This window comes from Prevotella scopos JCM 17725 (assembly GCF_018127785.1).
GTDB classification, from domain to species: domain Bacteria; phylum Bacteroidota; class Bacteroidia; order Bacteroidales; family Bacteroidaceae; genus Prevotella; species Prevotella scopos.
In genome coordinates this window covers 134684-158951 of sequence record NZ_CP072389.1, presented here as the reverse complement: position 1 = coordinate 158951, position 24268 = coordinate 134684, and the positions used below count along the sequence as shown (strand labels likewise).

General features: G+C 40.2%; 17 protein-coding genes and 1 CRISPR repeat array. Of the genes, 8 read left to right on the top strand and 9 right to left on the bottom strand.

Annotation, left to right across the window (positions count from 1 at the left end; translation table 11 throughout):
* Positions 1–894 precede the first annotated feature (894 nt).
* Positions 895–1311, top strand: coding sequence for a DoxX family protein (locus J4856_RS00640; RefSeq protein ID WP_044081238.1), 417 nt, complete (start codon positions 895–897; stop codon positions 1309–1311).
* A 332-nt stretch (positions 1312–1643) separates the two neighbouring features.
* Here J4856_RS00640 and J4856_RS00635 read toward each other — a convergent pair whose 3' ends face one another.
* Positions 1644–3071, bottom strand: a complete 1428-nt coding sequence (locus J4856_RS00635; RefSeq protein WP_025839588.1) for an alanine/glycine:cation symporter family protein — start codon at positions 3069–3071, stop codon at positions 1644–1646.
* 140 nt (positions 3072–3211) lie between these two features.
* Here J4856_RS00635 and J4856_RS00630 point away from each other — a divergent pair, with 140 nt between their 5' ends.
* The 6 genes from J4856_RS00630 (at position 3212) to J4856_RS00605 (ending at position 12823) form a co-directional block, all read left to right on the top strand.
* On the top strand, positions 3212–4129 hold the full coding sequence (locus J4856_RS00630; protein ID WP_025839586.1) for a YitT family protein: 918 nt from the start codon (positions 3212–3214) through the stop codon (positions 4127–4129).
* Positions 4130–4151: 22 nt separating this feature from the next.
* The gene (mnmA, locus tag J4856_RS00625) at positions 4152–5234 is read left to right on the top strand and encodes a tRNA 2-thiouridine(34) synthase MnmA (protein ID WP_025839584.1); all 1083 of its coding nucleotides are present in this window, start codon (positions 4152–4154) and stop codon (positions 5232–5234) included.
* An 800-nt stretch (positions 5235–6034) separates the two neighbouring features.
* Positions 6035–7735, top strand: a complete 1701-nt coding sequence (locus tag J4856_RS00620; RefSeq protein WP_065367991.1) for a putative transporter — start codon at positions 6035–6037, stop codon at positions 7733–7735.
* Positions 7736–7900: 165 nt separating this feature from the next.
* Positions 7901–11440, top strand: coding sequence for a sensor histidine kinase (locus J4856_RS00615; protein WP_025839582.1), 3540 nt, complete (start codon positions 7901–7903; stop codon positions 11438–11440).
* 26 nt (positions 11441–11466) lie between these two features.
* Positions 11467–12192, top strand: a complete 726-nt coding sequence (locus J4856_RS00610) for a DUF5932 domain-containing protein (RefSeq protein ID WP_025839580.1) — start codon at positions 11467–11469, stop codon at positions 12190–12192.
* Entirely contained in the window at positions 12182–12823 is a 642-nt protein-coding gene (locus tag J4856_RS00605) for a hypothetical protein (protein WP_025839578.1), read from the top strand. Before J4856_RS00610 ends, J4856_RS00605 begins: the two co-directional genes overlap by 11 nt.
* A gap of 546 nt (positions 12824–13369) precedes the next feature.
* A CRISPR array of direct repeats spans positions 13370–13692; the repeat unit is 37 nt; unit sequence GTCTTAATCCTTGTTTTAATGGAAGATACTCTCAGAG.
* 170 nt (positions 13693–13862) lie between these two features.
* Here J4856_RS00605 and nrdG read toward each other — a convergent pair.
* The 7 genes from nrdG to J4856_RS00570 form a co-directional block, all read right to left on the bottom strand.
* Positions 13863–14348, bottom strand: a complete 486-nt coding sequence (nrdG, locus tag J4856_RS00600) for an anaerobic ribonucleoside-triphosphate reductase activating protein (RefSeq protein WP_025839576.1) — start codon at positions 14346–14348, stop codon at positions 13863–13865.
* A gap of 569 nt (positions 14349–14917) precedes the next feature.
* Positions 14918–15397, bottom strand: a complete 480-nt coding sequence (locus J4856_RS00595; protein WP_065367941.1) for an HlyD family efflux transporter periplasmic adaptor subunit — start codon at positions 15395–15397, stop codon at positions 14918–14920.
* A 17-nt stretch (positions 15398–15414) separates the two neighbouring features.
* Positions 15415–17613 (bottom strand): peptidase domain-containing ABC transporter, encoded by a 2199-nt coding sequence (locus tag J4856_RS00590; RefSeq protein WP_065367990.1) that lies wholly within the window; start codon positions 17611–17613, stop codon positions 15415–15417.
* A gap of 8 nt (positions 17614–17621) precedes the next feature.
* Positions 17622–19916, bottom strand: a complete 2295-nt coding sequence (locus J4856_RS00585) for an outer membrane beta-barrel family protein (protein WP_025839514.1) — start codon at positions 19914–19916, stop codon at positions 17622–17624.
* A 12-nt stretch (positions 19917–19928) separates the two neighbouring features.
* Entirely contained in the window at positions 19929–21389 is a 1461-nt protein-coding gene (locus J4856_RS00580) for a radical SAM protein (protein WP_025839516.1), read from the bottom strand.
* 59 nt (positions 21390–21448) lie between these two features.
* On the bottom strand, positions 21449–21604 hold the full coding sequence (locus J4856_RS00575; RefSeq protein ID WP_155273310.1) for a hypothetical protein: 156 nt from the start codon (positions 21602–21604) through the stop codon (positions 21449–21451).
* A 187-nt stretch (positions 21605–21791) separates the two neighbouring features.
* Entirely contained in the window at positions 21792–22421 is a 630-nt protein-coding gene (locus J4856_RS00570) for a hypothetical protein (RefSeq protein ID WP_025839519.1), read from the bottom strand.
* 190 nt (positions 22422–22611) lie between these two features.
* On the opposite strand from J4856_RS00570, the gene J4856_RS00565 reads away from it, so the two are divergent.
* Complete coding sequence (locus J4856_RS00565; RefSeq protein WP_025839521.1) at positions 22612–23367, top strand: helix-turn-helix domain-containing protein; 756 nt, start codon at positions 22612–22614, stop codon at positions 23365–23367.
* Positions 23368–23376: 9 nt separating this feature from the next.
* Here J4856_RS00565 and J4856_RS00560 read toward each other — a convergent pair whose 3' ends face one another.
* Entirely contained in the window at positions 23377–24126 is a 750-nt protein-coding gene (locus tag J4856_RS00560) for a ThiF family adenylyltransferase (RefSeq protein WP_025839523.1), read from the bottom strand.
* Positions 24127–24268 lie beyond the last annotated feature (142 nt).

Genomic DNA, 24268 nt, shown 5'->3' with positions numbered 1-24268 from the left:
GATAGTGACTGTCTATAAGGCAATGGTTATAAGCAAAAGGAAACTTCTTAAACAAATGGACTTTTAACTAAATTTAATCACAAAGAATACATTTAAAAGATTGCAAAACAGCCAGAAACTTAAGCGTTTATACGGATTCTTCCTAGATATAAGCCGCAAGTCAAACCTTCCCCAGTTAAGGTGTAAGTTGAAACCGAGATACCTATTACCTTAATAAACACACCTTAATTTATAGGAAGTTTATCTCCCTCTTCTTTCGGGGAGGATCGGGATGGGACTTGTTATGTATGATTTGAAACGCCACAAATACCTATATTTGTAAAAAATATTCATAACATCAAAAACAGAATACCATCTTTTAGAATTTAATTAACGCCCTTAAGGCTTGTAAAAGGTGCCCTTTTACAGTCTTGTTAACGCCCTTCAAGTCCCTTGTTAACGCCCTTTTAGAATCGAGTTTGTAACACGCTGATAACAAGTAATTTACAAAGGCGAAAAAAATGGTTATTTTTGAGCTTTTTTGAAGTGTTTGCATAAAAATTTTGTAAATATAATTCACAATCTAGAAAAGAAGATTCCAAAGGGGGAATTATACGGAGGACAGACAATATGTAAGCGGTTAGCGGAAGAGCAACATGAAAAACACAAAGTAGATAAAATTAAAAATAAAAGGGGGGGGGACGGCAGGGAGAACCTACCATACATGTGGTATATTTGTCGTCTTCGATAAAATACCAAGTATCTTTTGCGATAAAGAAGAAAATTATATATACCTTTGTAACGAATTTATATACAGTTTCAGTCCTATATAATTATATATCGCCACGCTTTGAGTAAGAAATGGACGCAAAGACTGAACACAATATTAATATAAAAAATAAAGATTGTAAGAAGATGAAAAGTTTAGCATTATTATTCCCAAAAGTTGAAAGTACAAAGGCATCCCTCCTCCTATTGGCCTCACGCATTGTATTCGGTTTGACATTCGCTAGCCACGGACTTGACAAGTTACAACATTTCTCAGATATAGCTGCACACTTCCCAGCACCATTCGGATGGAGCGGTGATGTTGCTGTAAGTCTGAGTATTTTCGGAGAGTTGGTATGCGGTTTGGCCTTCGTATTCGGTTTCCTCACACGTTTGGCACTATTACCAATGATTTTCACAATGATTGTTGCCTTCACCACTGTTCACGGAGGTTCTGTTAGTAATGGTGAGTTAGCTTTCCTCTATCTCGTCATTTTCATCCTGTCATGGTTTGCTGGTCCTGGTAAATACTCTATTGATGGTATCATCAGTCGTAAACTATAGTATCCTAATTTAGGTTGACAAGTTAAGCGGGAAGGTGTGTCAAAATACAAATACCATTTTGGTAATCTTATAGTTTGAAACATTCCAATGAAGAAAGACCATGTCTATACTCAGTTTTGAGTAAAGGAATGGTCTTTTCTTTTCCTTTAGAAGAATCCTTCTTATAAATTGAAAGTTGTCAAATTAATGATTTGTGTTTTGACACCCTCTCGAGTAGATAGCATGATATGCTTGGAAGTTAGAACTTTAAGCAGTAATATTTTTACCTCTTTATTTTTACCTCTTTATTTTTCCCTTTCTGATAATCATAATTGTGAATTCTGAATTAAAGATTACCCCCAACACTCAATATCCTTTTCTATATCTGGCATCATGTCGCGTTTAAAAACAGGGCTCTTTATGCCTGCACATTTCTGCTGACGATAATTATCGAGCAGGCGGAAAGCATATTTGCCGAGCGTCAAGATGGCAATGAGGTTACAGATTGTGATGAGTGCCATAAAGAAATCGCCGATACTCCATACAAGGTCAAGACTAGCAATCGCACCGAACATCACCATTACACCGCCTGTTATCACACGCAAGACGAGAATGGCTGAAGGATTTTGGGTAAGGAATCGTACGTTTGCCTCACCATAATAATAGTTGCCAATGATACTACTGAAAGCAAAGAAGAAGATAGCTATTGCAATAAATATTGGTCCAGCTGTACCAACCTCACTCTCCAAAGCTATCTGAGTAAGTTTTATTCCCGAATCAGTGCTGTTGACATACAAACCACTGATGATAATAACAAAAGCAGTGCAGCTACAAACGAGGAGAGTATCAGTGAAAACACCAAGCGACTGAATCAGTCCCTGTTTTACAGGATGTGTGGTGGATGCTGTCGCAGCAACGTTAGGAGCGGAACCCTCACCAGCTTCATTGCTAAAGAGTCCGCGTTTGATACCATTCATCATCGTAGCACCCAATCCACCACCAGCAATCTGTTCAAAGCCAAAAGCATTCTCAATGATAAGACGGAAGACAGATGGAATAAGCTGAATATTCATGATGATTATCACCAAAGCAAGGAGGACATAACCTACTGCCATCAGCGGAACAAGAATACTGCTGACCTTTGCAATGCGCTGAATACCACCGAAGACTATTACCAGAGAAAGTACTGCAAGAACAACACCCATCCATATTGGGGCAATGGAGAAAGCCTTATCCATAGCGCCACAGATGGTGTTACTTTGTATGGAGATATAAGCCATACAGAAGGTTAGAGTGATGAGTACGGCAAAGAGTTTCGCCATCCATTTACAATGCATTCCATGAAGAATATAATAAGCTGGTCCACCAATAAACGAATCAGCATGACGACGCTTGTAAAGCTGAGCAAGCGTTGACTCTATAAAAGCTGTCGCAGCACCTAAGAGAGCAATAATCCACATCCAAAATACAGCACCTGGACCACCAATAGCTATGGCACTTGCCACACCCGCGAGGTTTCCCGTTCCTACACGTGAGGCGATAGAGACAGCAAAAGCCTGAAAAGAAGAGACATGTTTCTCCCCCTTATCATGCGTACCGGTCGATTCGCCCAATAACCGAACCATCTCACCCACCATGCGAAACTGCACAAAATGCGTCCGCCACGTGAACCATAAAGCACATACTATTAGACAGCCTACAAGGATATATGACCACACAAAATCATTTACAAAAACAATGCTTGTGTTTAGCCATCCGTTTGCAGAAAATAAATCTATCATTTAATTAGAAGTTTGATATAACGCACAAAAATAATAAAAATCTAAGAAACTTACTGGATTTATACATAAAAAAATAGCTATTGACTTGACTTTCACAATTATTTCACTAACTTTGCAAACTACTAATGGTTGACAAACACATGAACAAAAAAAGAAAGAACAATTTTAGAGAAGTACGCGAATTTCTGATGATTGCATTGGCAATGCTCATCGGTAGCTTTGGTTGGTGTGCATTCCTCTTGCCACATCATATCACCATCGGTGGTATTGCTGGTATTGCATCCGTCATACAATGGGGTGCAAACATCCCTGTACAGTACACCTATCTTGTAATAAATGGTATATTGCTCTTTGTTGCCTTGAAGATTTTAGGTTGGAAATTCTGCGTCAGAACAATTTTTGCCGTATTAACCTTCGCCACCGCAACATCGGTATTACGCGGAGTTTTTGCAGGGAGCCCGCTATTTGCCGACGAACCATTCCTTGCCTGCGTAGTGGGAGGAGTGCTATTAGGCGTCGGTGTCAGTATCGCCTTGCAGTATAACGCAAGTTCGGGCGGTTCAGATGTCATTGCGGCTATGATTCATAAGTATCGTGACATATCATTGGGACGTGTCATCCTTGCATGCGACCTCTGTATCATCAGTTCCAGTTTTCTGGTTTTGCAAGACTGGGAAAAGGTTATCTATGGATATATCGTCCTCTTTGTTATGACCTATGTGGTTGACTACCTTATTAATGGTATGCGTGGTTCGGTGCAGTTCTTTGTTATCTCTGAACACTGGGGCGAGATCGGCTCTGCCATTAACAACGATGTTGCTCGCGGTTGTACAGTTATCGAGGCACGTGGTTTCTACACGGGTAAGAAGGTGGGAATGCTCTTTATCATCGCACGTCGTTCTGAGGCACACTCCATCTATCAAGTGATTGACGAAATAGACCCTAACGCCTTTGTTTCACAAGGTGCCGTGAACGGTGTTTATGGCATGGGATTTGATAGAATGAAAGTGTCACATAAAAAGAAAGTAGTTGACGAGAAAGTCAGAACAAAAGAATAAGAAAGAAGGATAGGTTGTAAAGATGAATGTTCAGGAACTCGAAGGTAAGCGTATTGCAGTTCTCCTCTCAGGAGGTGTTGACAGCTCAGTTGTCGTGTATGAATTTGCACGACTAGGGTTGCATCCCGACTGTTTCTATATAAAGATAGGACCAGAAGAGAAGGAAGAATGGGACTGTAACTCAGAAGAAGACCTTGAGATGGCTACACTTGTAGCACGCCGCTTTGGTTGTAAGCTGCAGGTCATCGATTGTCATAAGGAGTATTGGGACCAGGTTACACGCTACACAATGGAGAAAGTGAAGGCAGGCTTTACACCTAACCCTGACGTGATGTGCAACCGACTGATTAAGTTTGGAGCCTTTGACGAGAAGATGGGACATGACTATGACCTCATCGCTACAGGTCATTATGCACAAACGGAATGGATTGATGGTCGTAAATGGCTCACCACAAGTCCTGACCCAGTAAAAGACCAGACCGACTTTCTGGCACAAATTTACGATTGGCAGCTAAAGAAAGCTATCTTCCCAATCGGACACTATGAGAAGAATGAGGTGCGAGAGATTGCCGAACGAGAGAATCTCATCAATGCGCACCGCAAGGATTCACAAGGAATCTGCTTCCTTGGAAATATCGATTATAATGAATATGTACGCCGCTATCTAGGCGAACAAATAGGCGACGTCATCGAACTCGAGACGGGAAAGAAAATTGGCGAACATAAAGGACTATGGTTCCATACCATCGGGCAACGTAAGGGACTCGGTCTTGGCGGTGGTCCTTGGTTCGTGATAAAGAAAGATGTAACTAAAAATATCCTATATGTAAGCCATGGCTACGATCCTGCTACTGCCTACAAAAAAGATTTCCCGTTACATGATTTCCACTTCCTGACAGAAGGTGTGACAACATTACCTGAGCAGATTACCTTCAAGATTCGCCACACACCTGAGTATCATCCAGCAACTGTTGAACAGTTGTCGGATGGTAGGTGTATCATTCACTCTACCGAGAGCATCCATGGCGTTGCCCCTGGACAATTCTGTGTTATCTATGACAAAGAACACCATCGCTGCTTTGGTTCAGGAGAAATCACGCTTTAAGTTGACAAGTTGCTTGTGAAGAAGACAGAGTAACATAAGAACGTTTTTTCTGTGAATAGGCTGTTAGTATAATTCATAATTATGACCACATAGGCACCCCCGGTTGGAGGAGATTGGGAGATTGGATGTTGGGGGATGTCTGATAATATAATCCTCTGTAATCTAACGCCAGATAACTCATAAATTTTAGTTCCTGTCATTCCTGTCATTTGTAACAGGTGCTTAACTTATTATATATCAGCAAGATGCATGAGATGTTAAAAATAACAGCAACTAAAAAGGCTCTATAACGAATCGTGTGGGTAATTCGTTATAGAGTCTAAAAACATTGTCAAAAACTAAACACAACTCCAAATTGACCTTAGTTTTAATACGCTTGACGCACATTAAATCACTACCATTCCATATACAGCAATGATGTTAATCCTTCGCACATGTGGTGCATACCATCCGCACCAAACCGGTGGAATATCAATACACAACCCACAAGATTCGTTATAGAGCCGTAAATCTGCTATAAGACAGATACTAACAAATAACATGAGCCCCTTGTTTGTTTGCAGAATGAAATTCAGCTTCAAACAAGGGGATTTTCATGTAACTGAGATATGTGCGGAATATCAGCCAAATGCCTATTCGTTCTATCTATGCATTAAGAAGATAGACGATGAGAAATGAGATAGAAACTTAACAAAAGTACATAAAACACACAAAAACGTAGATAGGTTGTAAAAAACGTCATAAAAAGATTAGTTTATATGCTTTTTAATCCTTATCTTTGCACACAATAAATCATACTTATGAACTGGTTAATTGATATTTTTTCGGCAGAGAAGCAGGATACGGTAGCCCATATTATGCTATTGTATTCTATTGTCATTGCCTTGGGTATCTACCTTGGCAAAATTAAGATTGGAGGTATCTCGCTTGGCGTTGCCTTTGTGTTGTTTGTGGGCATCCTTGCTGGTCACATTAAGTTTACAGGACCTCTTCCTGTACTGGGCTTCATACAAGACTTTGGGTTGATTCTCTTTGTCTTTATGATTGGTCTTCAAGTGGGGCCGGGATTCTTCGAGAGTTTTGGTAAGGATGGTCTTAAACTGAACATTCTCTCTACGGTTGCTATTCTGCTCAACGTCCTTGTGATGTTTGCTTGCTACTATATCTTCTTTGACACATCCGACAAGACAAACCTCCCGATGATGGTTGGTACACTCTATGGTGCTGTAACAAACACGCCTGGTCTTGGTGCTGCAAATGAAGCTTTGCACAGTGTCTTCAAGAACGGCATGAACTTCGACATCGCTTCAGGTTATGCCTGTGCTTATCCTTTAGGTGTCGTGGGCATCATCGGTGCAACAATTGCCATCCGTTTTATTTGTAAGGTAAACCTTCAGGAAGAAAATAACAAACTGAATGAGGAAGAAACAGAGAATCCTAATATAAAGCCTTATTCAATGTATCTGAAGGTACAGAATGCTTATATCGCAGGTCGAACACTGAAGGAAATATCAGAGTTCCTCAATCGCGACTTCGTTTGTACACGTATGTTGCACGATGGTGAATTGTCAATTCCATCCTTAGATAACACCTTTGAGTTAGGCGATGAGATTCTCATAGTCAGTGCAGAGGGTGATGCAGAGGCAATCCGTGCCTTTATCGGTCCTGAGATTGAGGTCGATTGGCATGAGGAGGATCAGCCACAGCACCTGGTTAGCCGTCGTATTGTCATCACCAATAACAAGATTAATGGTAAGACATTGGGCAATCTCCACTTCCGTTCAGTATATGGCGTGAACGTGACACGTATCAGTCGTCAGGGTATGGACCTCTTCGCAGGTCGTAACCACCGCTTTATCGTGGGTGACCGTATCATGGTTGTTGGTCCAGAGGAGAATGTAAACCGTGTTGCAGCAATGATGGGTAACTCAGAAAAGCGTCTTAACGCACCAAACATTGCAACCATCTTCGTCGGTATCATCGTGGGTATCATCTTCGGTATGTTGCCAATCGCAATACCACACATGCCAGTACCAATGAAACTTGGTCTTGCTGGTGGTCCATTGGTTATTGCAATCCTTATCGGTCGTTTCGGCTATCGCATGGGACTTGTGACTTATACAACGACGTCAGCGAATATGATGTTACGTGAGATTGGTCTTGCACTCTTCCTTGCCTCAGTAGGTATAAAGGCTGGTGCAACCTTCTGGGACACTGTTACGCAGGGTGATGGTTTGAAGTATGTATATACTGGTTTCATCATTACGATTATCCCAATCCTTATCGTTGGTACCATTGCACGCCTGAAATATAAGTTTAATTACTTCACCATCATGGGTATGCTTGCCGGTACCTATACTGACCCACCAGCCTTGGCTTACGCCAACTCTGTTTGTACAGGTGAGGCTCCAGCGATTGGTTACTCTACCGTTTACCCGCTTAGTATGTTCCTTAGAATTTTCTTGGCGCAGGTGATTGTACTTTTCTTCTGCCAGATATAGCAAAGAATAAATATTAAGATATTATGATTTGGGTGCATCAGAGGTCTGGTGCACCCAATTTATATTTCAGCATTCTGAATTAACAAGGTTTTAGTTTATTTCTGAGAAAAGTTTTGTACATTTGCCTTTTGTTTGCAAATAGTCAAATTCAAAGGTTATATAGTAATGAATAAAGCCAGTAAATACAGCATAACAAAAGGGTGGGTTATGTGCCTACTCCTCCTGTTGTTGGCTGCCTGCTCTACTCCTCACCAACAGAAAGTTGATGAGTATAACGACATGGCTTACGCATTACATTATCGTAACCTTGATTCAGTGACCTACTATGCGAGCAAAGCCTATAACTTGGCAAGGCAGTATGATGCAGGAAAGGCTGAAGCACTGAATAACCTTGCTTTCGTCGATTTGATGAAGATGCGCTTCAAGGCAGCCTATGCAAAACTTGACTCTGTTCCGAAAATCACAGACAACCAAGTTGAGTTGTTAGTTGCTGACATTCAGCTGATGCGCCTTTGCCAGCGTCAATCACTCAATAAAGAGTTCTACGATTATTATGAGCAGGCACAAAAGCGACTACATCGTATTGAAGAGGATGAGAGTTTGTTATCGCCTCGTCAGCATCGACGAATGATTTACGCCCGTTCTGAGTTTGCTATTGTCACCTCAACCTATTATTATTATGTAGGTTTAGAGCAACCATCCATCAAAGCACTCAGTCAGATTAACCCTGAAGGTGAGATTCATAGAGACCTGTCACAGCTCTTAAATTACTACTACAACGTCGGAGCAGGTGGTATCATCAATGCAAGTACACAGAAAGCTATCGAACAAAAAGAGTTTGAGTATCTCATACGTTGTTACATGCTTGCACGACAGCAAAACCTCCCTTACTGGGAAGCCAACTCTATGCAAGCTATCAGCGAACTTATTCTTAACGATAAGAGTAGGGCAACGCTGATACACGATAATCTCCCATCGTTCCAGTATATTAACCTTGACCACATGCCAGAAAACCTCCTGGCAGGTAATCTAGCACAACGCGCGTTGCACATCTTCCAACGTTATGGTGATGTTTATCAGGTAGCCAGTTCCTATCGTACATTGGCATCATGCTACTGGCACATAAAGGATTATCGCTCAGCAATTATCTGTTTAAACAAGGCATTGCATAATAACCCTGCTATCACGCAGGCTCCTGACCTCGTTGCATCTATTCGCGAACAGCTCAGTGTAGCCTATTCGGCTATAAACGACAAGCAACAGAGTGATTACAACAGAAATATCTATCTTGATTTGCAAGATGAAACGCGACAGGACAGATACCTCACGTCACGTGCTGAACAGTTAGAACGCACCTCACAACAGCTGAACCTTATCATCATTGCCGTAGGACTTTCTATCATCTTTGTCCTTGGTTTGCTCATCCTCTTCCACCACCTCCGTCGAAAGAAAGATACACAGGGTTCGCTGGACGACCTCCTCCTCCCACTTGAACAATGGCGTCAACATAATGTTGAACACAAGGAGCAGTTGGCAGAACGCTATGAAGAGGTTTCTGAACAACTTGAAATCAACAAGTTACATCTCGTTAACAACAAACGTAAGAACCTTGAACAACGTGCCAAGGTATCACTCGTGAACAGTGTTACACCGCTCATTGACCGTATGTTACACGAGATTGAGAAACTAAAGAAAGGCGGTGAAAGCGATGCAGTGAAGGCAGAGCGATACACCTATATCCTTGAGTTGACCGACAAAATCAACGAACTCAACAATGTTCTTACAGAGTGGATTCAGCTTCAACAAGGAAAACTTTCACTGCATATTGAGAGCTTCCCACTGCAACAGGTGCTCAACATTGTTAAGAAAGGACGAATGAGTTTCTACATGAAGGGGATAGAACTGCAGGTGGATAATACCAAAGCTGTTGTGAAAGCCGATCGCGTCCTGACACTTTTCATGGTAAACACCTTGGCTGACAATGCACGCAAATTTACTGAGACAGGAGGAAAGGTAACCATTACCTCCGTTGAAGAAGCCGATTATGTTGAGATTTCTGTTAGCGACACGGGCTGCGGTCTGACCGAAGAACAGCAACAACACATCTTTGAACATAAGATTATACTCGACCAGAAGGATACCACCTCGCATGGTTTCGGACTCATGAATTGTAATGGTATCATCAATAAATACAAGAAGATTAGCTCTATCTTTGCTGTTTGCATGATGGGTGTAGAAAGCCAAATCGGCAAAGGGAGCCGCTTCTTCTTCCGTCTTCCAAAAGGCGTTAGTCGCATACTTCTCGCTTTTCTGCTTGCAACAGCATCCTTACTCACAGCACAAGCACGTCCGCCAAGAGCCAGTGACAAAGCAACCGCACTTGCTAAAAAGGATTATAGCACCCTTGCTGGTATCTATGCTGATTCGGCTTACTTCTCAAATATCAATGGTGCGTATAGCAAGACATTGGAGTATGCTGATACTTGTCGCTATTATCTTAACCTCCGTTATCAACAGCTCCGACCTAAGGGGAAGGAGCTGATGAAGCGAGTTGGTAACATATTGTATGTTCCGGCAGAAATAAAATGGTATCACGATAGCATTCCGATGAATTATGATATCATTCTCGACATACGTAACGAAAGTGCGGTGGCAGCATTGGCACTGCATGAATGGGACCTCTACAAATATAACAACTCTGTTTATACCCACCTTTTCAAGGAGCGTTACGCCGACAATTCCTTGGGCGAATACTGTCGAATGATGATGAAGTCGGAAACCAATAAAAATGTTGCCGTAGCCCTTCTTGTCCTCGCCTTGCTATCCATCTTCCCCGTTTATTATGTGATGTATTATCGACATCGATTGGCTTATCAGTTCTGTTTGGAACGCGTGAAACAGATGAACACCACCCTACTAAGTGATGTGAGCGAAGAAAACAAACTTAAACAGATAGAGAAAGGGGCAAGTGATCGTTTCCCTGAACGATTACTTGTTATCGTCAATCAAATTAAGGAGGCACTCGCTGCATCAGTAGAAGAAAACCAAAAGAGTCAAACTGATATCGAAATGCTTGAAGATGAGGTGCGATGTGTTGAATATGAAAACGAGCGTTTGCATATCAGCAACAGTATTCTTGACAACTGCCTCTCTACACTGAAGCACGAAACGATGTATTACCCCTCACGCATCCGACAGCTCGTAGATGAGCCCGACCGCCAGCTTGGTGCCATTGACGAACTTGCTGTCTATTATAAGGAACTCTACCTGACACTCAGCCAACAAGCAATGAGCCAGATAGATGCTGTGAAACTCGTAGCGCGTCCTGTCGATATCTCAACCATTGTAAGTACTGCAAAGCTAACAGCTGCCTTCAACGCTCCACTTATCAATGGCGATCCGGTCTTCCTTGCTTATTTATTTGATTTACTACATCTTATCAATAACAACCAACCACTTACAGTCACTGCTGAAGAGAATCAGCCTGGTTATGTTACCTTACATATCCTCATGTCTTCGCTGAAACTGCCTGAGGAAGTCTGTCGCGACCTCTTCCAGCCTTCAGCTGACCGCCTGATGTTCTTCATCTGCCGACAGATAGCACGCGACAATGGTGAGGCAACCAACAAGCGTGGCTGTGGTATCTCAGCGATAGAGACACCTGAAGGTATAAGTATAAATGTGGTTTTGGCAAGAGCTAATTAAGAAATAAAACAAAACGAAATATAACTATGGAGAATTTTAGAGTCATCATCGTTGAAGACGTACCATTGGAATTAAAAGGAACGGAGGGTATCTTTAGAAACGAGATTCCTGAGGCTGAGATTATCGGAACGGCTGAAAGCGAACTTGCTTACTGGAAACTGATTAAGCAGAACCTCCCCGACCTTGTCTTACTCGACCTTGGATTGGGTGGTTCGACAACTGTTGGTGTGGAGATTTGTCGCCAGACAAAACAGACTTACCCTAATGTTAAGGTGCTTATCTTTACTGGTGAGATACTGAATGAGAAACTCTGGGTTGACGTCCTCGACGCCGGTGCAGATGGTATCTGTCTGAAGAGTGGCGAGTTGTTAACACGTGGCGACGTGGCAAGTGTCATGTCGGGCAAACGTATGGTATTCAACCAGCCTATCCTCGAAAAGATTATTGCCAGATTTAAGATGAGCGTGAGCAGTCAGTTGATGCACCAAGAGGCCATGGTTAGCTACGAGATTGATGAGTATGATGAGCGTTTCCTGCGTCACCTCGCACTCGGTTATACCAAGGAACAGATTACCAACCTACGTGGCATGCCTTTCGGTGTAAAGAGTTTGGAGAAACGACAGAACGAACTCGTACAGAAACTCTTCCCTGACGGAAACAACGGGATGAGCGTTAACGCTACGCGCCTGGTCGTACGTGCGTTAGAACTACGTATCATCGACATTGATAACCTCCATGCCGATGAAGAATAAGTTAGGCTATCTTGTCTTAGTACTTCTCATAGCCCAGATGACACTGATACTGCTCTCATGGCTTATAACGGCAGCTTTCCCAGAGCTTCCGATGCGCTCCATGCTGAGTAGCGAGGGCATCAGATGGTTCTTTGGCTCGTTCGTTAGCAACCAGCTTTCACCACTGCTCATCTATTTTATTATGTCAGTGATGGCAGCTGGTGCCTTTGTTCGTAGCCGTCTTTACGCAACCTTACGTGCTATGCTGTCAAACATGAGACATAACCTGACATCCTCTTCCAATCATTTTAAAATTCTCTATCGTGAAAAGGTGGGACTACGCATAGCGTTGGTTGAATTTGTTGTTTATGTTATTGTCATGCTCCTTCTCACTGCTATTCCTCACGCAATCCTCCTGAGCGTGACGGGGCAGCTCTTCCCTAGTTCGTTTTCTTCTAGCTTCATCCCTTCCCTGTCGCTCATCATCATCGTGATGTCGCTTAGCTATGGCGTGGCAAGTGGTACGATTGACAGCGTAGCCAAGATGCACAAGGTCCTTGTAGGTGGTCTGGAGATTGGCTCAAGACTGGTTCCTACCTATCTTATCGGCATTCAATTGTATATGTCAATAAAGTATGTATTTATGCTGTAAGCCTCAACCCAATCGGTCATTAGAGCCTAAACTTATTATGGTCTAATGACCGATTTGGGTTAAACATATACTACAATAAGTTTGTTTTCATTTGCTGTCACTTTTAACATTCTGGGATAACTCATTGTGAATCAGCCTTATAATCATTTGTTAAAGGTGACAGGAATGACAGCAAACTTATTTTAGTTCAACTTGTCTTTGCTGATTAAGCAGACATATAAGAGCCAGAGAAACCTTAAATCATTCGTTACACTTAGAGAACGCTGTGCATATATTACAATTTCACCATGATGATTGTCTTAAACCCGAATCGGTCATTATTTAGTTACTCTATGACTTACAGTGGCTTATAAAACACACCCACCATCACAAGGAGTAGCCGTGAACGCAATGACAAAGATAATCATTCCAAAGTTGAAGGCAAAGAGTTGCAGACCTTTTCTTACAAACTACTTTCTGACTGACCTTTCCTAAAGTGAGAGTACTGCTAAAAGAGGAAGAAGTACTATGCTTAAAGAATTACTATATTTCTCAAACTTGCCACCTCTATTTATCCTTGTTATAATGGAAGATACTCTCAGAGCCTTTTTTACTTTCATATGAAAAAAACACCTAGTCTTAATCCTTGTTTTAATGGAAGATACTCTCAGAGTACAAGATAACCAAGCAATGGACAGAAACATACGGGTCTTAATCCTTGTTTTAATGGAAGATACTCTCAGAGCAAGGCGGTAAAACGTCAAACGGGTAGAGACTGGAGGTCTTAATCCTTGTTTTAATGGAAGATACTCTCAGAGAATAAAGAGTTTATGAGTACGAAAATTAAAAAATCGTCTTAATCCTTGTTTTAATGGAAGATACTCTCAGAGATCAAGACATACAAATCCTTTATATAAGCGGGATTGGCATTTATAAGCCCAAGCAGATAGGTTTTTGTTAACAGAAATTAACTGCTTCCTAAGCGAGTGCAAAGGTAGATATTTTTAATCAAAAAGTCAAGGAACGCAGGGATAAATCTTATCAAGCAAAGACAACTTTTTTATAAGTTCTTGTCGTCATGGGCTTTCCAAAAGCGGGAGGTGATGTCCTCAAAGCTGCCATCGGGGCTGCGGCGATACATCCGCTGATTGGTGCGAGGAGAGTCAAGTCCACCGAGATGACGAAGATAAGGTCCCACTTTGATATAGTCGAAGTGCTGTTGGTCGATGAGCGGAGAGATTGCAGTACGCCCAGTGTACCAACCAATCTTCAGGTGCGGGTGATGAGATAAGACGTGTTGTGCTAATCGGTCAACTTCAGCTGGGTCACCATCGCCTCCCATAAATCCCACACATGTTATCGTACCTTTCGTTTCATGAATCAGCGCCGACAGCGTCTCATCGGTCAGGTCCTCTCCCCTATCTGCCCACAAAAACTTACTATGACAACCCGGACAGCGACAGGGACAACCCGACACATTAATGGCAAGCGTCACCTCATCGGGGAACTCCTGAAAAACAACATCTGTATTTATATAATGAAGCATTACTTTCTTACTATCTTATGCTGAAAAGGATTGACTATCAAAGGTCTATCACCACCAAGCCAAACTTCAGGCTCCGCCTCTTGAAGAAATCCTTTCTTAGTTACAAAGATATAAAGAATGTAGCAAACAAAACAGACTTTACATAAGAAAATTAACCGATAAAAGCATATCTTTTATAACTCTTGTAGCGTATTTTCACATTAAGTATTACACCTTATTTCATCCCGCTAGAAATAGGTAGAGGAATAAGTACACAAAGACTAATGATAAAAGCACTTTCAATCTTTATAATAACAACCCACACGATTCGTTATAGAGCCTTAGAATTTGAAGTAATAAGGTAAGTCTCCTCTATAATGTTGCACCACTTTATCCACTTCCAATAATCATTGCCCTGTCCTTTCTATTGAACAGCACGAAAGCCTATTTGTTTAGAGAGTATATCTGTCAGAGATTACAGAAGCCTGCGTCCGTGATAACACCGATATTCTTAATAGAAAAGACGGATAACTGATGATTTATATTGTTTTCCTTTTTCTTTCACCGCATTATTACGATTAAAAAGGGAATTATATGCTATTTGTTATTTGCTTGACAATCCTTTGAAGTACGCTTTCATTGCTAACAAGTATAGTTGCCGTGCCTGCCATTCCGCTGACGAGTTTATACTTGCAATCTGTTACCTTGACCTGTGCCGTGAACACACTGCCAGCTGCTGTTTGTCGGGGTGTATGCGATGTGGCTATTATCTTACCATTGGCTGTTCCGTATGTCTCTGCATCGTAACCATCAAATTCGATGTTTGCTGTCATTCCGCTTGCCATCGTATTCACATACTTATAAGGAATGGCTATTGTGCCTTGATAGGCATTTGTCATCTGCACCTTTGCACTGATGGTTTCGGGATAAGGTATAAAGTATGCACCAATCAGCAGTCCCAATATCACAATGGTGATAATCGTGATACCATAACGGACAATCCTTGACGGTATCTCGCCAATGATATGTCTTACTTTCTCGCTGCGAAGTTCTATCTTGTTGTCTGCCATAATCTTCCTTTCTGCTGTTAGTTGCCTAATTCTAACTGATTCTTTACAAGGTTATAGTATGCACCCCGCTTTGCTGTGAGTGCTTCGTGGTTGCCAATTTCTACCACCTTGCCTTTATCCAATACCACTATCTGGTCAGCATTCTTCACCGTACTTAGGCGGTGCGCTACGATAACCACCGTCTTGCCTTTGTAGAACTCATCCAGATGCTCTACAATCATGCGCTCATTGTTGGCGTCGAGCGAGTTGGTGGCTTCGTCAAGGAAGATATAGTCAGGGTTCTTATATACGGCTCTTGCTATTAGGATGCGCTGTTTCTGTCCTTGGCTTAAGCCAACGCCATCGCGTCCTATCTTGGTATTGTATTTTAAGGGTAGCCCCATTACATAGTCGTGAATACAAGCAATCTCGGCTGCCCTTTGCAATCTATCTTTGTCAATCTCGCTATCATCTACGGCAATGTTCCTTGCAATACCCTCGGAGAATATCACGCCGTCCTGCATCACCACGCCACATTGTCTGCGCCACCACTTTTTATTGAGTGTGTTTACATCTGTTCCACCAATATTAATTTGTCCACCCAGCACAGGATAATAGCCCAGCATGAGTTTGATGAGCGTGGTCTTACCGCTTCCCGATGCGCCCACAATAGCAGTTACCTTACCTTTGGGGATAGTGAGGCTAACATCATCTATGATGATCTTTAGTGCGTGTGGGTCGTATTTGAAGTTTACGTTTTCAAGGTCTATGCCCTTATCCTCTTCTTTCACTGCTGTTTCCAATCCTTGCTTTCCGTTCTCATCGTCCATACGATGGATTTCATTGATACGTTCCAGACTTATCTTTACATCTTGTACGGAGTAGAAGAAACTCATCAACTGCTCAACAGGCGAGTTGAGTTGTCCGATGATGTACTGCACGGCAAGCATCATACCCAGCGTGAGTTGTCCGTGAATGACGGCAGTAGCTGCCACTACGGTAATAACGATATTCTTGAGTTCGTTGATAAAGATGCTACCCGCCTCTTGTGTCTGCTGGAGTTTCAGCGATTTCATCTGCACTCCAAAGAGGTCTGCCTGCACGTCCTCCCATTCCCAGCGTCTGCGCTGCTCGCAGTCTTGGAGCTTTATCTCCTGCATGGAGGTGATAAACTCGTAGGTCTTGTTGTTGTTGATGGCTTGCTGCTCAAAGAGTTCGTAGTCGAGTACCTTTCTGCGCCTGAGGAAGAGTGCAAGCCAACCGCCATAAAGCAAGCTGCCCAACATAAAGATGGTAAAGATGAGCCAATTGTAAGAAAGCAACACGATGCTGAACACTACAAAGGTAAAGAGTGAGAACACGATGCTAAGCGTTTGCTGTGTTAGAAACGTATTCACACGGCTGTGGTCACCCATTCGCTGCATAAGATCGCCCATTAGTTTTGTATCGAAGAACGACATAGGGAGCTTTAAGAGCTTGATAAAGAAGTCGCTTACCAATGAGATGTTTATGCGCAGCGAAATATGCAACAGCAGCCAACGACGGATAAAGTCGATGGCAGTACGGCTCACGGTAAGCATCAGTTGTCCTAAGAGTATCAGCCATATAAAACCGATATTCTGGTTTTTGATTCCCACATCCACGATAGATTGTGTGAGGAAAGGCAGAATAAGCTGTAACAAACTGCCCACGAGCAAACCTAAGACAATCTGCCCGAAATATTTTCGGTATTGTTTGATATAGCCAAATAGGAACTTAAATGAGCGTTCCTCTGTTGGCTGTTCATCTGTCTGCTTTTCATAAAAGGCTGGTGTGGGTTCTAAGAACATTGCAATCCCCTTTTCCTCACCGTCCGATTGAGTGCTGATCCAGTGCTTCTTAAACTCCTCAAGGTTGTACTTGATAAGTCCTTTACCTGGGTCAGCAATATAGAATGTCTTTCCATTCTTGACCTTATATAATACCACGAAGTGGTTTTGGTTCCAGTGAAGAATGCAAGGAGAAGTTATGACTTTTATTTTTTGAAAACTTGCTTTACCACAGGTATAAGTAAATCCTAAAGTAGATACAGCCTCCCCTATGCTTAACAAAGATACACCTACAGAGGTAGCATTACATATTTTTGATAAATAATATATAGAAAATTCCTTTCCATAATGTTTGCATATCATTTTAAGGCACGCCACTCCGCATAGCATGGAATCGTGCTGGCGGCATACTACTATTTTTTTTTTCATATTTTAATTTATAATCTTCCTCGTTCATCATTTCCAGACTTACCTCCCTTGTATCGACTTTTAGTCGAGTTGAAGTTATATTGCAGTGTAAAATAAACAGCCCTTGAATCGTATTTCATTTTTTTGTTTGAGAATATGTTGTTAGAATATATGCTCCATGCTTCTTTCTTAGATTTGAATATATCATCTACACCTAGTTTTACAAGTAGTTTTCCAAATTGCTTGTTTACAGAGCATGACACAGATATTTCTGGTGCTATTTTCCTTAACATAATATTACCCGAGGAGTTTCCATCTATATTTAACGTTACGTAATAACTCTTTGGAAGAGTAATGAGATTCTTTAAGGAATAGATGAAAAGAGCTGAATTATATTTTATTTCATTTAAGCGCATATAGGGTAAACGACCCTCGAGGGTTAAACTAGGTCTCCACCATTTGATTTTTGGAGAATATGACAGCGATGCACTTACAAGCTTATAGTCTTCGTTGGTGAAAGAGCTGATGGCTGCTTCGTTAGCACTATTCATGTATTTATAAAAACTTATGGCATCTTTGTAATAGTTATATGATATTGAAAATGATAAGTCCTTGTATCCAAAGCGAAATCCAGCATCATATTTATGAGTAGGCTGTAAGGATGGATTGCCACTTTCGTACGAATAGCGATTACTATAACTTGTGCTTGCACGAAGTTCCTGATAAGAAGGACGCATGATCGTAGACCTAAAGTACAAAGCTATTGAGAGTTTGTCTCTTGTGTATGCCAGCGAGATAGTTGGCATAAGATTGCTATATGATTTACTTTGCATAGCTTGACGCTCATGATTAAGGAAATAATCAAACTTAACATGGTCATATCTTAGTCCCACATTGGTGCTTAGATATTTAGTCCAGTTTCTTTGTGACTCAACAAAAAAAACTAGCGCATGCTGATGCGAGCTATTTTGTGAAGACTGAATGGTCTTAATTAGCGGATTCCCGAAAAGATTAAAGTCCTGTTTGTTATCTGTGTAGGTATATTCATTTCCAAACGTAAGCGAAAAAAGTGTTGATGGATAAGTCCACGACGCACGTTCTGCGAATAATTGTGCTTTTCTATCCGTTACGCTAGAAACAATTAGTTCACCCTCTCTACCATCTTCTTGCGTTGATAAAGTTGTTTTTATATTCGACGATACATACGATAAGTCAATATCTAAGATAGAAGCGTTTCTAAACTCATTTCGTATGTAGGAGTTTATGTAGTGCGTATAACCATGACTATTCTGTTCTAGCGAGGTTTTAAAATTATCTTGTTTATCCTTTGATATAATGATGTTGGTAGTATTTTGCATGAAAGGAACTCCTATCGTTTTCGAAAAATTATACCTTATTCCCGAGGAAAGCTTTCCATCTGGAGACATATAGTTGATTCCAGCAGACGAGATTAGATGTTTAGGTTGGTAAGTCTGATTGCTGACACTTTCTATGTTTGTTAAATTGGGTTGTGTAGGCAGCAAAATGAAGTTCTGCTGATCTTGCTTTTGGTGATCAGTAATATAGTTAACAGATGCAAATAAATCTATATTCTTAACATGATAGTTAAATGTTAAATATCCTGTTTGGGAAAAATCTGTTCTCTGTCTACCTGTCCATTGAGCAAGTCCTGTTAGTCCGTTTTTATTGATAGGTATAGTTGTTATAAAAATAACGGCATTTACATCATTAGAAAATCTACTTCCAGGGTTTGTAATAACTTTTATATATTTAATCTGTGAACTCCGCAGCCCATTAAGTTCATTGTTATCCATTATCTGCCTATTGTTGACGTAGATTATAGGACTTCCCTTTCCAATTACACTAATTTTGTTGCCGTCAACGTGAAGATAGGGTAATTGAGCTAGAATGTCTTTAGCTTCTCCAAGGGCAGCGAAAGGACTGCCCTGTATATTTACCGATAAACCATCGGGGGTGTTCTTAAAGACTGAACGATTTGATTTTACAACAACTTCTTTCAACTTATTCACATTTTCCTCTAAGATAATAGTTCCATTAAAATCTCTTAAGCTAACAAGGGATGTATGATAGCCAATATAGGATACTCTTATAAGTGCTGCTGATTCTGTTTTGATATGCTGGAAACAACCAGTACTATCACTTACACAACCGTTTATATAGGTAGAGTCACCTTTTAATAATGCAATATTGGCATATTCAATAGCATCACCGTATTTATTTACGATTTTTCCTTTAAGAACATCTTGACTTTTGCATGCAAAGTGGAAAGATAGAGTTATTAATATAAATATTAATCGTTTCATAATCTTATATTTTTAAAGTATTACATCCATTTCAACAGACTCTGGACATCGAGGGTCTGGAAATTCTCCTTTGCCGACTCCAAGTGTCTTTGCAATATCAACAAAGCAAACGCGCCTATCTATCGAGGAGCGACATTTTGTATAAACTTTGTAAGTTGAGCAAGGGGAGGCATTGCAAACCATAGCTTGTTGAGGTTTGAAGAGCTTAAGTGCTTTTGATGAATTCCAAATGTTAAAGATTTGACTTTCTTTTATATTGCCTAAACTAAACTCAGGATTATCATAAAGCATCTCGCAAGGAGTACACTGACAATTTGCCAAGATAGCCATCATGAAGCTATTGGCATGACATATTTGGTTGCACTTAACAAAGTCTTCAACTGTAGAGAAATTACGTAATGTATAGCCACATTGATTAATCTTGTTAAGATAAATAGGGAAAGAGGAACCTAAAGAGGTTATATATTTGGAGATAGTTGATAGTTGAATATTATCTGGTTGTATGTATTTATATTTTTCTTTAAACTCAGAATAAAATGCAGGTGTTATTGCCCAACTTTTTATATTGTTAAACTGAATCAGAAAGGCATATAATTCCTTGAAGTTATAGAGATTACCATTTTTGTTGATAATAACACTTCTTACATCAAGTTTTATATCAAGCTCTTGGCACGCTTTGAACATTTCTTTCAGCTTATCCAAATAATTTTTGGGCGATTTTACCATATACCTAAGTGTTTCTAGTGATAATGAATCAATAGAAAATTGTAAATCAGTGATGCCTGTACCTTTTAAGAAAGTAACATCTTCTTTTGTTATTGGAGTCTTAGTAGAAATAAAAGGATGATAACCAAATTGCATAGCCTTTTCAACAATTACACGCCAATGTGGATACGCAAATATATCGCCTCCTGTGATTCCTAAATTTACAACCCCAATATCATGACATTCTCTCATTGTAGAAATTATTTCAGTAAGTGATAATTCCTTTTTAAAATTACGTTTAGCATAACAATATATACAATCTGTAGTACACTTAGTGGTTACCATAAAGGTAATATTGAGAGGAATAGATGGACGCTTTGTGTCGAAATATTGAGAATATTTAAAATCAGCAGAAGTTATATAAAAATTTTCATCAATATTGTTACTAAATACTAGAAGATTTTTGGGTAAAATCACATTACTTCCATTAACAACAATCTTCTTTGCATTTGTATTGGTTATTTTATCCAGAAACAGTTTAAGGCTACTATCCTGTACCCCTAAATTTTTGGCTATTTTCAAAATAGATACTTCTTTATAATTTTTACCGATCTCCGATAAAATATAACCAATAAATGGGGGAATCATCGTAATACCAGGAGTTAAGTTGTCTATTTCTTTGTCTATCTGCTGGTGTCTCTTAATAATATAAGAACAATTCTTCTCATTTCTTACAGCGTATTGAGAATTTAGTCGTAGATATTTCATATGTATAATAGTTAAAGATGGTATGCACACGGTAAAGTGTGCATACTATCATAGAGAAATTAAGTTAAAATGCTACCATCATTGCTGGAATCATCTCGGATTATAACAACGGTCTCTCCAGCACCACCATTTTCACAGACACATGTTCCCATACTTCCGCCTGTTACTTCTTCCATCTCGGCAAGAAGTAAACTTTCAATTTCATTATTTTTCATTTTTTATTATTTATTTTGCCATCTTAAAGCTTCCGGCATTGCTCCTTTTGACAGTTGGGTCTATTTTATAATCTTGTCGACTTGATTATCTTTTTGATGTTGCAAATATATTTATATCTCCAAATTATATCGTTACACTTTTGTGTAATTCTGAATTTGTTGTCTGAAATATTACACAAAAGTGTAATCATGCAGCCTTGCAAAGTTCACCATATCTGGGAAAGAAGCCCATAATACCTCTCTTACTGGAACATACAGGAACAGTCTCCGATGTCAGATATTCGATGGATTTTCCGATTTGACGTGTACCAAATCCCAACACCTTCATTACTTTCAATAGTTTGCAGTCAATCTCTGCTATCATATAGCTGTACTTGTCCTCTACTATCGGTTTTACTGCCAATGCCATTAACCGCTTGAACAATGTCAATGTGGATATTCCCGAATCCTTTGCAACGGCAAAGCGTCCTATATGCCAAAAACTATATTTACTTTCCTGGTGAATAGCATTTAGTGGGTTTATCCCATATATTTTTTCGATAGGAAGAATCTTGTGTTTATCCCAATGAAAACTCCTGATGCAGCCAATAATTTTCCCAAAGGCATCCCTTGCAATATAGATATGAGATTTGTTATCATACAGATATTCCTCTTCTTCAAGCACTGATTTGATATCTTCATTTACTTCTTTCTCTGTAAATGAAGATAAGTGATGAGAGTAATTTTCCTTGACCACAAACTGTGCTATTTCCAACAGACTCGTTTTGTCTGCCATGAAGATGGCGTAGTCCTTAAATGTTGCAATCTGTTTTTCCATAATGCTTTTTGTTTCTTGATTTATATGGCAAAAATACTTCTTATGCAAATATCACCTATTACACTTTTGTGTAAATCTGCATTTCTCTCTTTGTTTTTTACACTTTTGTGTAATCTTTTTGCGGTATTCCACATTAAAAATGTACTTTTGTAGTGAAATATATCAGAGAACCTTAGCACGTTTAGCATATATGACAGACATAAAAGATTTCTTTATAGCATCGAACACCGTGCGTAATGCACCAGATTACGATTCAAATGTATTGTCAACATTGATTCATACAGTAGAGTCCTTTGCACGTGTAACCTATCAGAGCATTTATTTGATAGACTATTATAAGCAGGAGTTTCTTTATGTATCAGATAATCCTTTGTTTCTTTGTGGTCATACAGCAAAGGAGGTGAAGGAATTGGGGTATAGTTTTTATTTGAAATATGTACCAGAGGAAGAACTAAAAATGCTTGTTGAGCTGAATAAAAGTGGGTTTAAGTTCTTTGATACTTTCGACAATGTTGATAAATACCAATGTTCCATGTCATATCATTTTCACCTGAAGAGTGGAACAAAAAGTAAGTTGATTAATCACCAGCTTACTCCCATTCTATTGACAGATGAAGGCAAGATATGGATTGGTATGTGTGTCGTATCACTATCTTCACATAAAACAGTGGGACATGTAGAGTTTCACAAAAAGGGTAATCTTAACTATTGGAAATATTCTTTCGAAGGACATCGGTGGAAAGAATGTGATGGAATATCACTCAAAGAAGAAGAACTTGAAGTGCTACGGTTGTCAGCAGCAGGGCTTACCATGACGGAAATTGCGAACAGAATGTGCCGCTCGTTAGATTCTATCAAAACCTATAAACGCCACGCCTTTGACAAATTAGGCGTGACGAATATCACCGAAGCTATTTCAAGAGCTACCTTAAACAAACTCTTCTGAAAAAATAACTTACGGCAAAAGCGAAGAGAGATAGAATTTAGGAAAATAGTTCACAGGTTTTCCTGTAGCAAGATTGTACATTGCCGTTGTACACAAGCCTGCTGCAATCCATGATGCTATGGACAGTTGCGGAGGTGGGAGCATTTCGCTTTCCTTTTTATATTGGGTTACAATTTTGTCTAACCACTCTTTAGGTTGATTCCAAAAAGCCCCGTGTCCGGTAACATACTCAGCTACCTTTAATTCAAATCCCTTTGGCTCTTCAGTCAGTTCAGATAAAGAATGCCCCAATGGGTCTACAACCGTAACAAAGCCAGCCCAACCAAAGTTGTATGGGTGTAGTACTGGGATTTTTCTTTCCTTGCAAATCCTATCAAAGACAAAAGGCGTATCGTCCTTAAAGTCCAATGCATTGATAGCCACACCATGCCCATTCAGCATCTCTTCGATGTTATCAGGAGTCAAGAACTCTGTATGGTAATCTATCTGCGCATCAGGATTGATACTTTGCAAACGCTCTGCCAAACATTCCGCCTTGTATCTGCCAATATCTTGCTCCGTATAGTTCTGCCTATTAAGGTTGCTTTCCTCCACCTTGTCGCCATCAACGATGGTGATATGTTCGAAACCAAATCTTAAAGCGCATTCTGAGATAATACTGCCAATACCTGCACCACCAAGGAATATCTTATAATCCTTGATGACGCTTTGTTCTCTTTCGCTCACATAGAGCCTGTTTCTGCTGTATCTTTCTTCCATAACGAAATAGTTATTTTAGGCAAAAGTAGATGTAATAAAGCATATATACTCTACACAAAAGTGTAATAATTGCTCGCCTTGCTGATTATTTTAGATTTTATAACACTTCTGTTTGCGACAGTAACTATTCAACGATAATAAG

What these genes read in the sequence shown, in the direction of transcription:
- J4856_RS00640 (WP_044081238.1), top strand. Translation starts at nt 895, where the DNA reads ATGAAAAGTTTAGCATTATTATTCCCAAAAGTTGAAAGTACAAAGGCA.
- J4856_RS00635 (WP_025839588.1), bottom strand. Translation starts at nt 3,071, where the DNA reads ATGATAGATTTATTTTCTGCAAACGGATGGCTAAACACAAGCATTGTT.
- J4856_RS00630 (WP_025839586.1), top strand. Translation starts at nt 3,212, where the DNA reads ATGAACAAAAAAAGAAAGAACAATTTTAGAGAAGTACGCGAATTTCTG.
- mnmA (WP_025839584.1), top strand. Translation starts at nt 4,152, where the DNA reads ATGAATGTTCAGGAACTCGAAGGTAAGCGTATTGCAGTTCTCCTCTCA.
- J4856_RS00620 (WP_065367991.1), top strand. Translation starts at nt 6,035, where the DNA reads ATGAACTGGTTAATTGATATTTTTTCGGCAGAGAAGCAGGATACGGTA.
- J4856_RS00615 (WP_025839582.1), top strand. Translation starts at nt 7,901, where the DNA reads ATGAATAAAGCCAGTAAATACAGCATAACAAAAGGGTGGGTTATGTGC.
- J4856_RS00610 (WP_025839580.1), top strand. Translation starts at nt 11,467, where the DNA reads ATGGAGAATTTTAGAGTCATCATCGTTGAAGACGTACCATTGGAATTA.
- J4856_RS00605 (WP_025839578.1), top strand. Translation starts at nt 12,182, where the DNA reads ATGAAGAATAAGTTAGGCTATCTTGTCTTAGTACTTCTCATAGCCCAG.
- nrdG (WP_025839576.1), bottom strand. Translation starts at nt 14,348, where the DNA reads ATGCTTCATTATATAAATACAGATGTTGTTTTTCAGGAGTTCCCCGAT.
- J4856_RS00595 (WP_065367941.1), bottom strand. Translation starts at nt 15,397, where the DNA reads ATGGCAGACAACAAGATAGAACTTCGCAGCGAGAAAGTAAGACATATC.
- J4856_RS00590 (WP_065367990.1), bottom strand. Translation starts at nt 17,613, where the DNA reads ATGAAAAAAAAAATAGTAGTATGCCGCCAGCACGATTCCATGCTATGC.
- J4856_RS00585 (WP_025839514.1), bottom strand. Translation starts at nt 19,916, where the DNA reads ATGAAACGATTAATATTTATATTAATAACTCTATCTTTCCACTTTGCA.
- J4856_RS00580 (WP_025839516.1), bottom strand. Translation starts at nt 21,389, where the DNA reads ATGAAATATCTACGACTAAATTCTCAATACGCTGTAAGAAATGAGAAG.
- J4856_RS00575 (WP_155273310.1), bottom strand. Translation starts at nt 21,604, where the DNA reads ATGAAAAATAATGAAATTGAAAGTTTACTTCTTGCCGAGATGGAAGAA.
- J4856_RS00570 (WP_025839519.1), bottom strand. Translation starts at nt 22,421, where the DNA reads ATGGAAAAACAGATTGCAACATTTAAGGACTACGCCATCTTCATGGCA.
- J4856_RS00565 (WP_025839521.1), top strand. Translation starts at nt 22,612, where the DNA reads ATGACAGACATAAAAGATTTCTTTATAGCATCGAACACCGTGCGTAAT.
- J4856_RS00560 (WP_025839523.1), bottom strand. Translation starts at nt 24,126, where the DNA reads ATGGAAGAAAGATACAGCAGAAACAGGCTCTATGTGAGCGAAAGAGAA.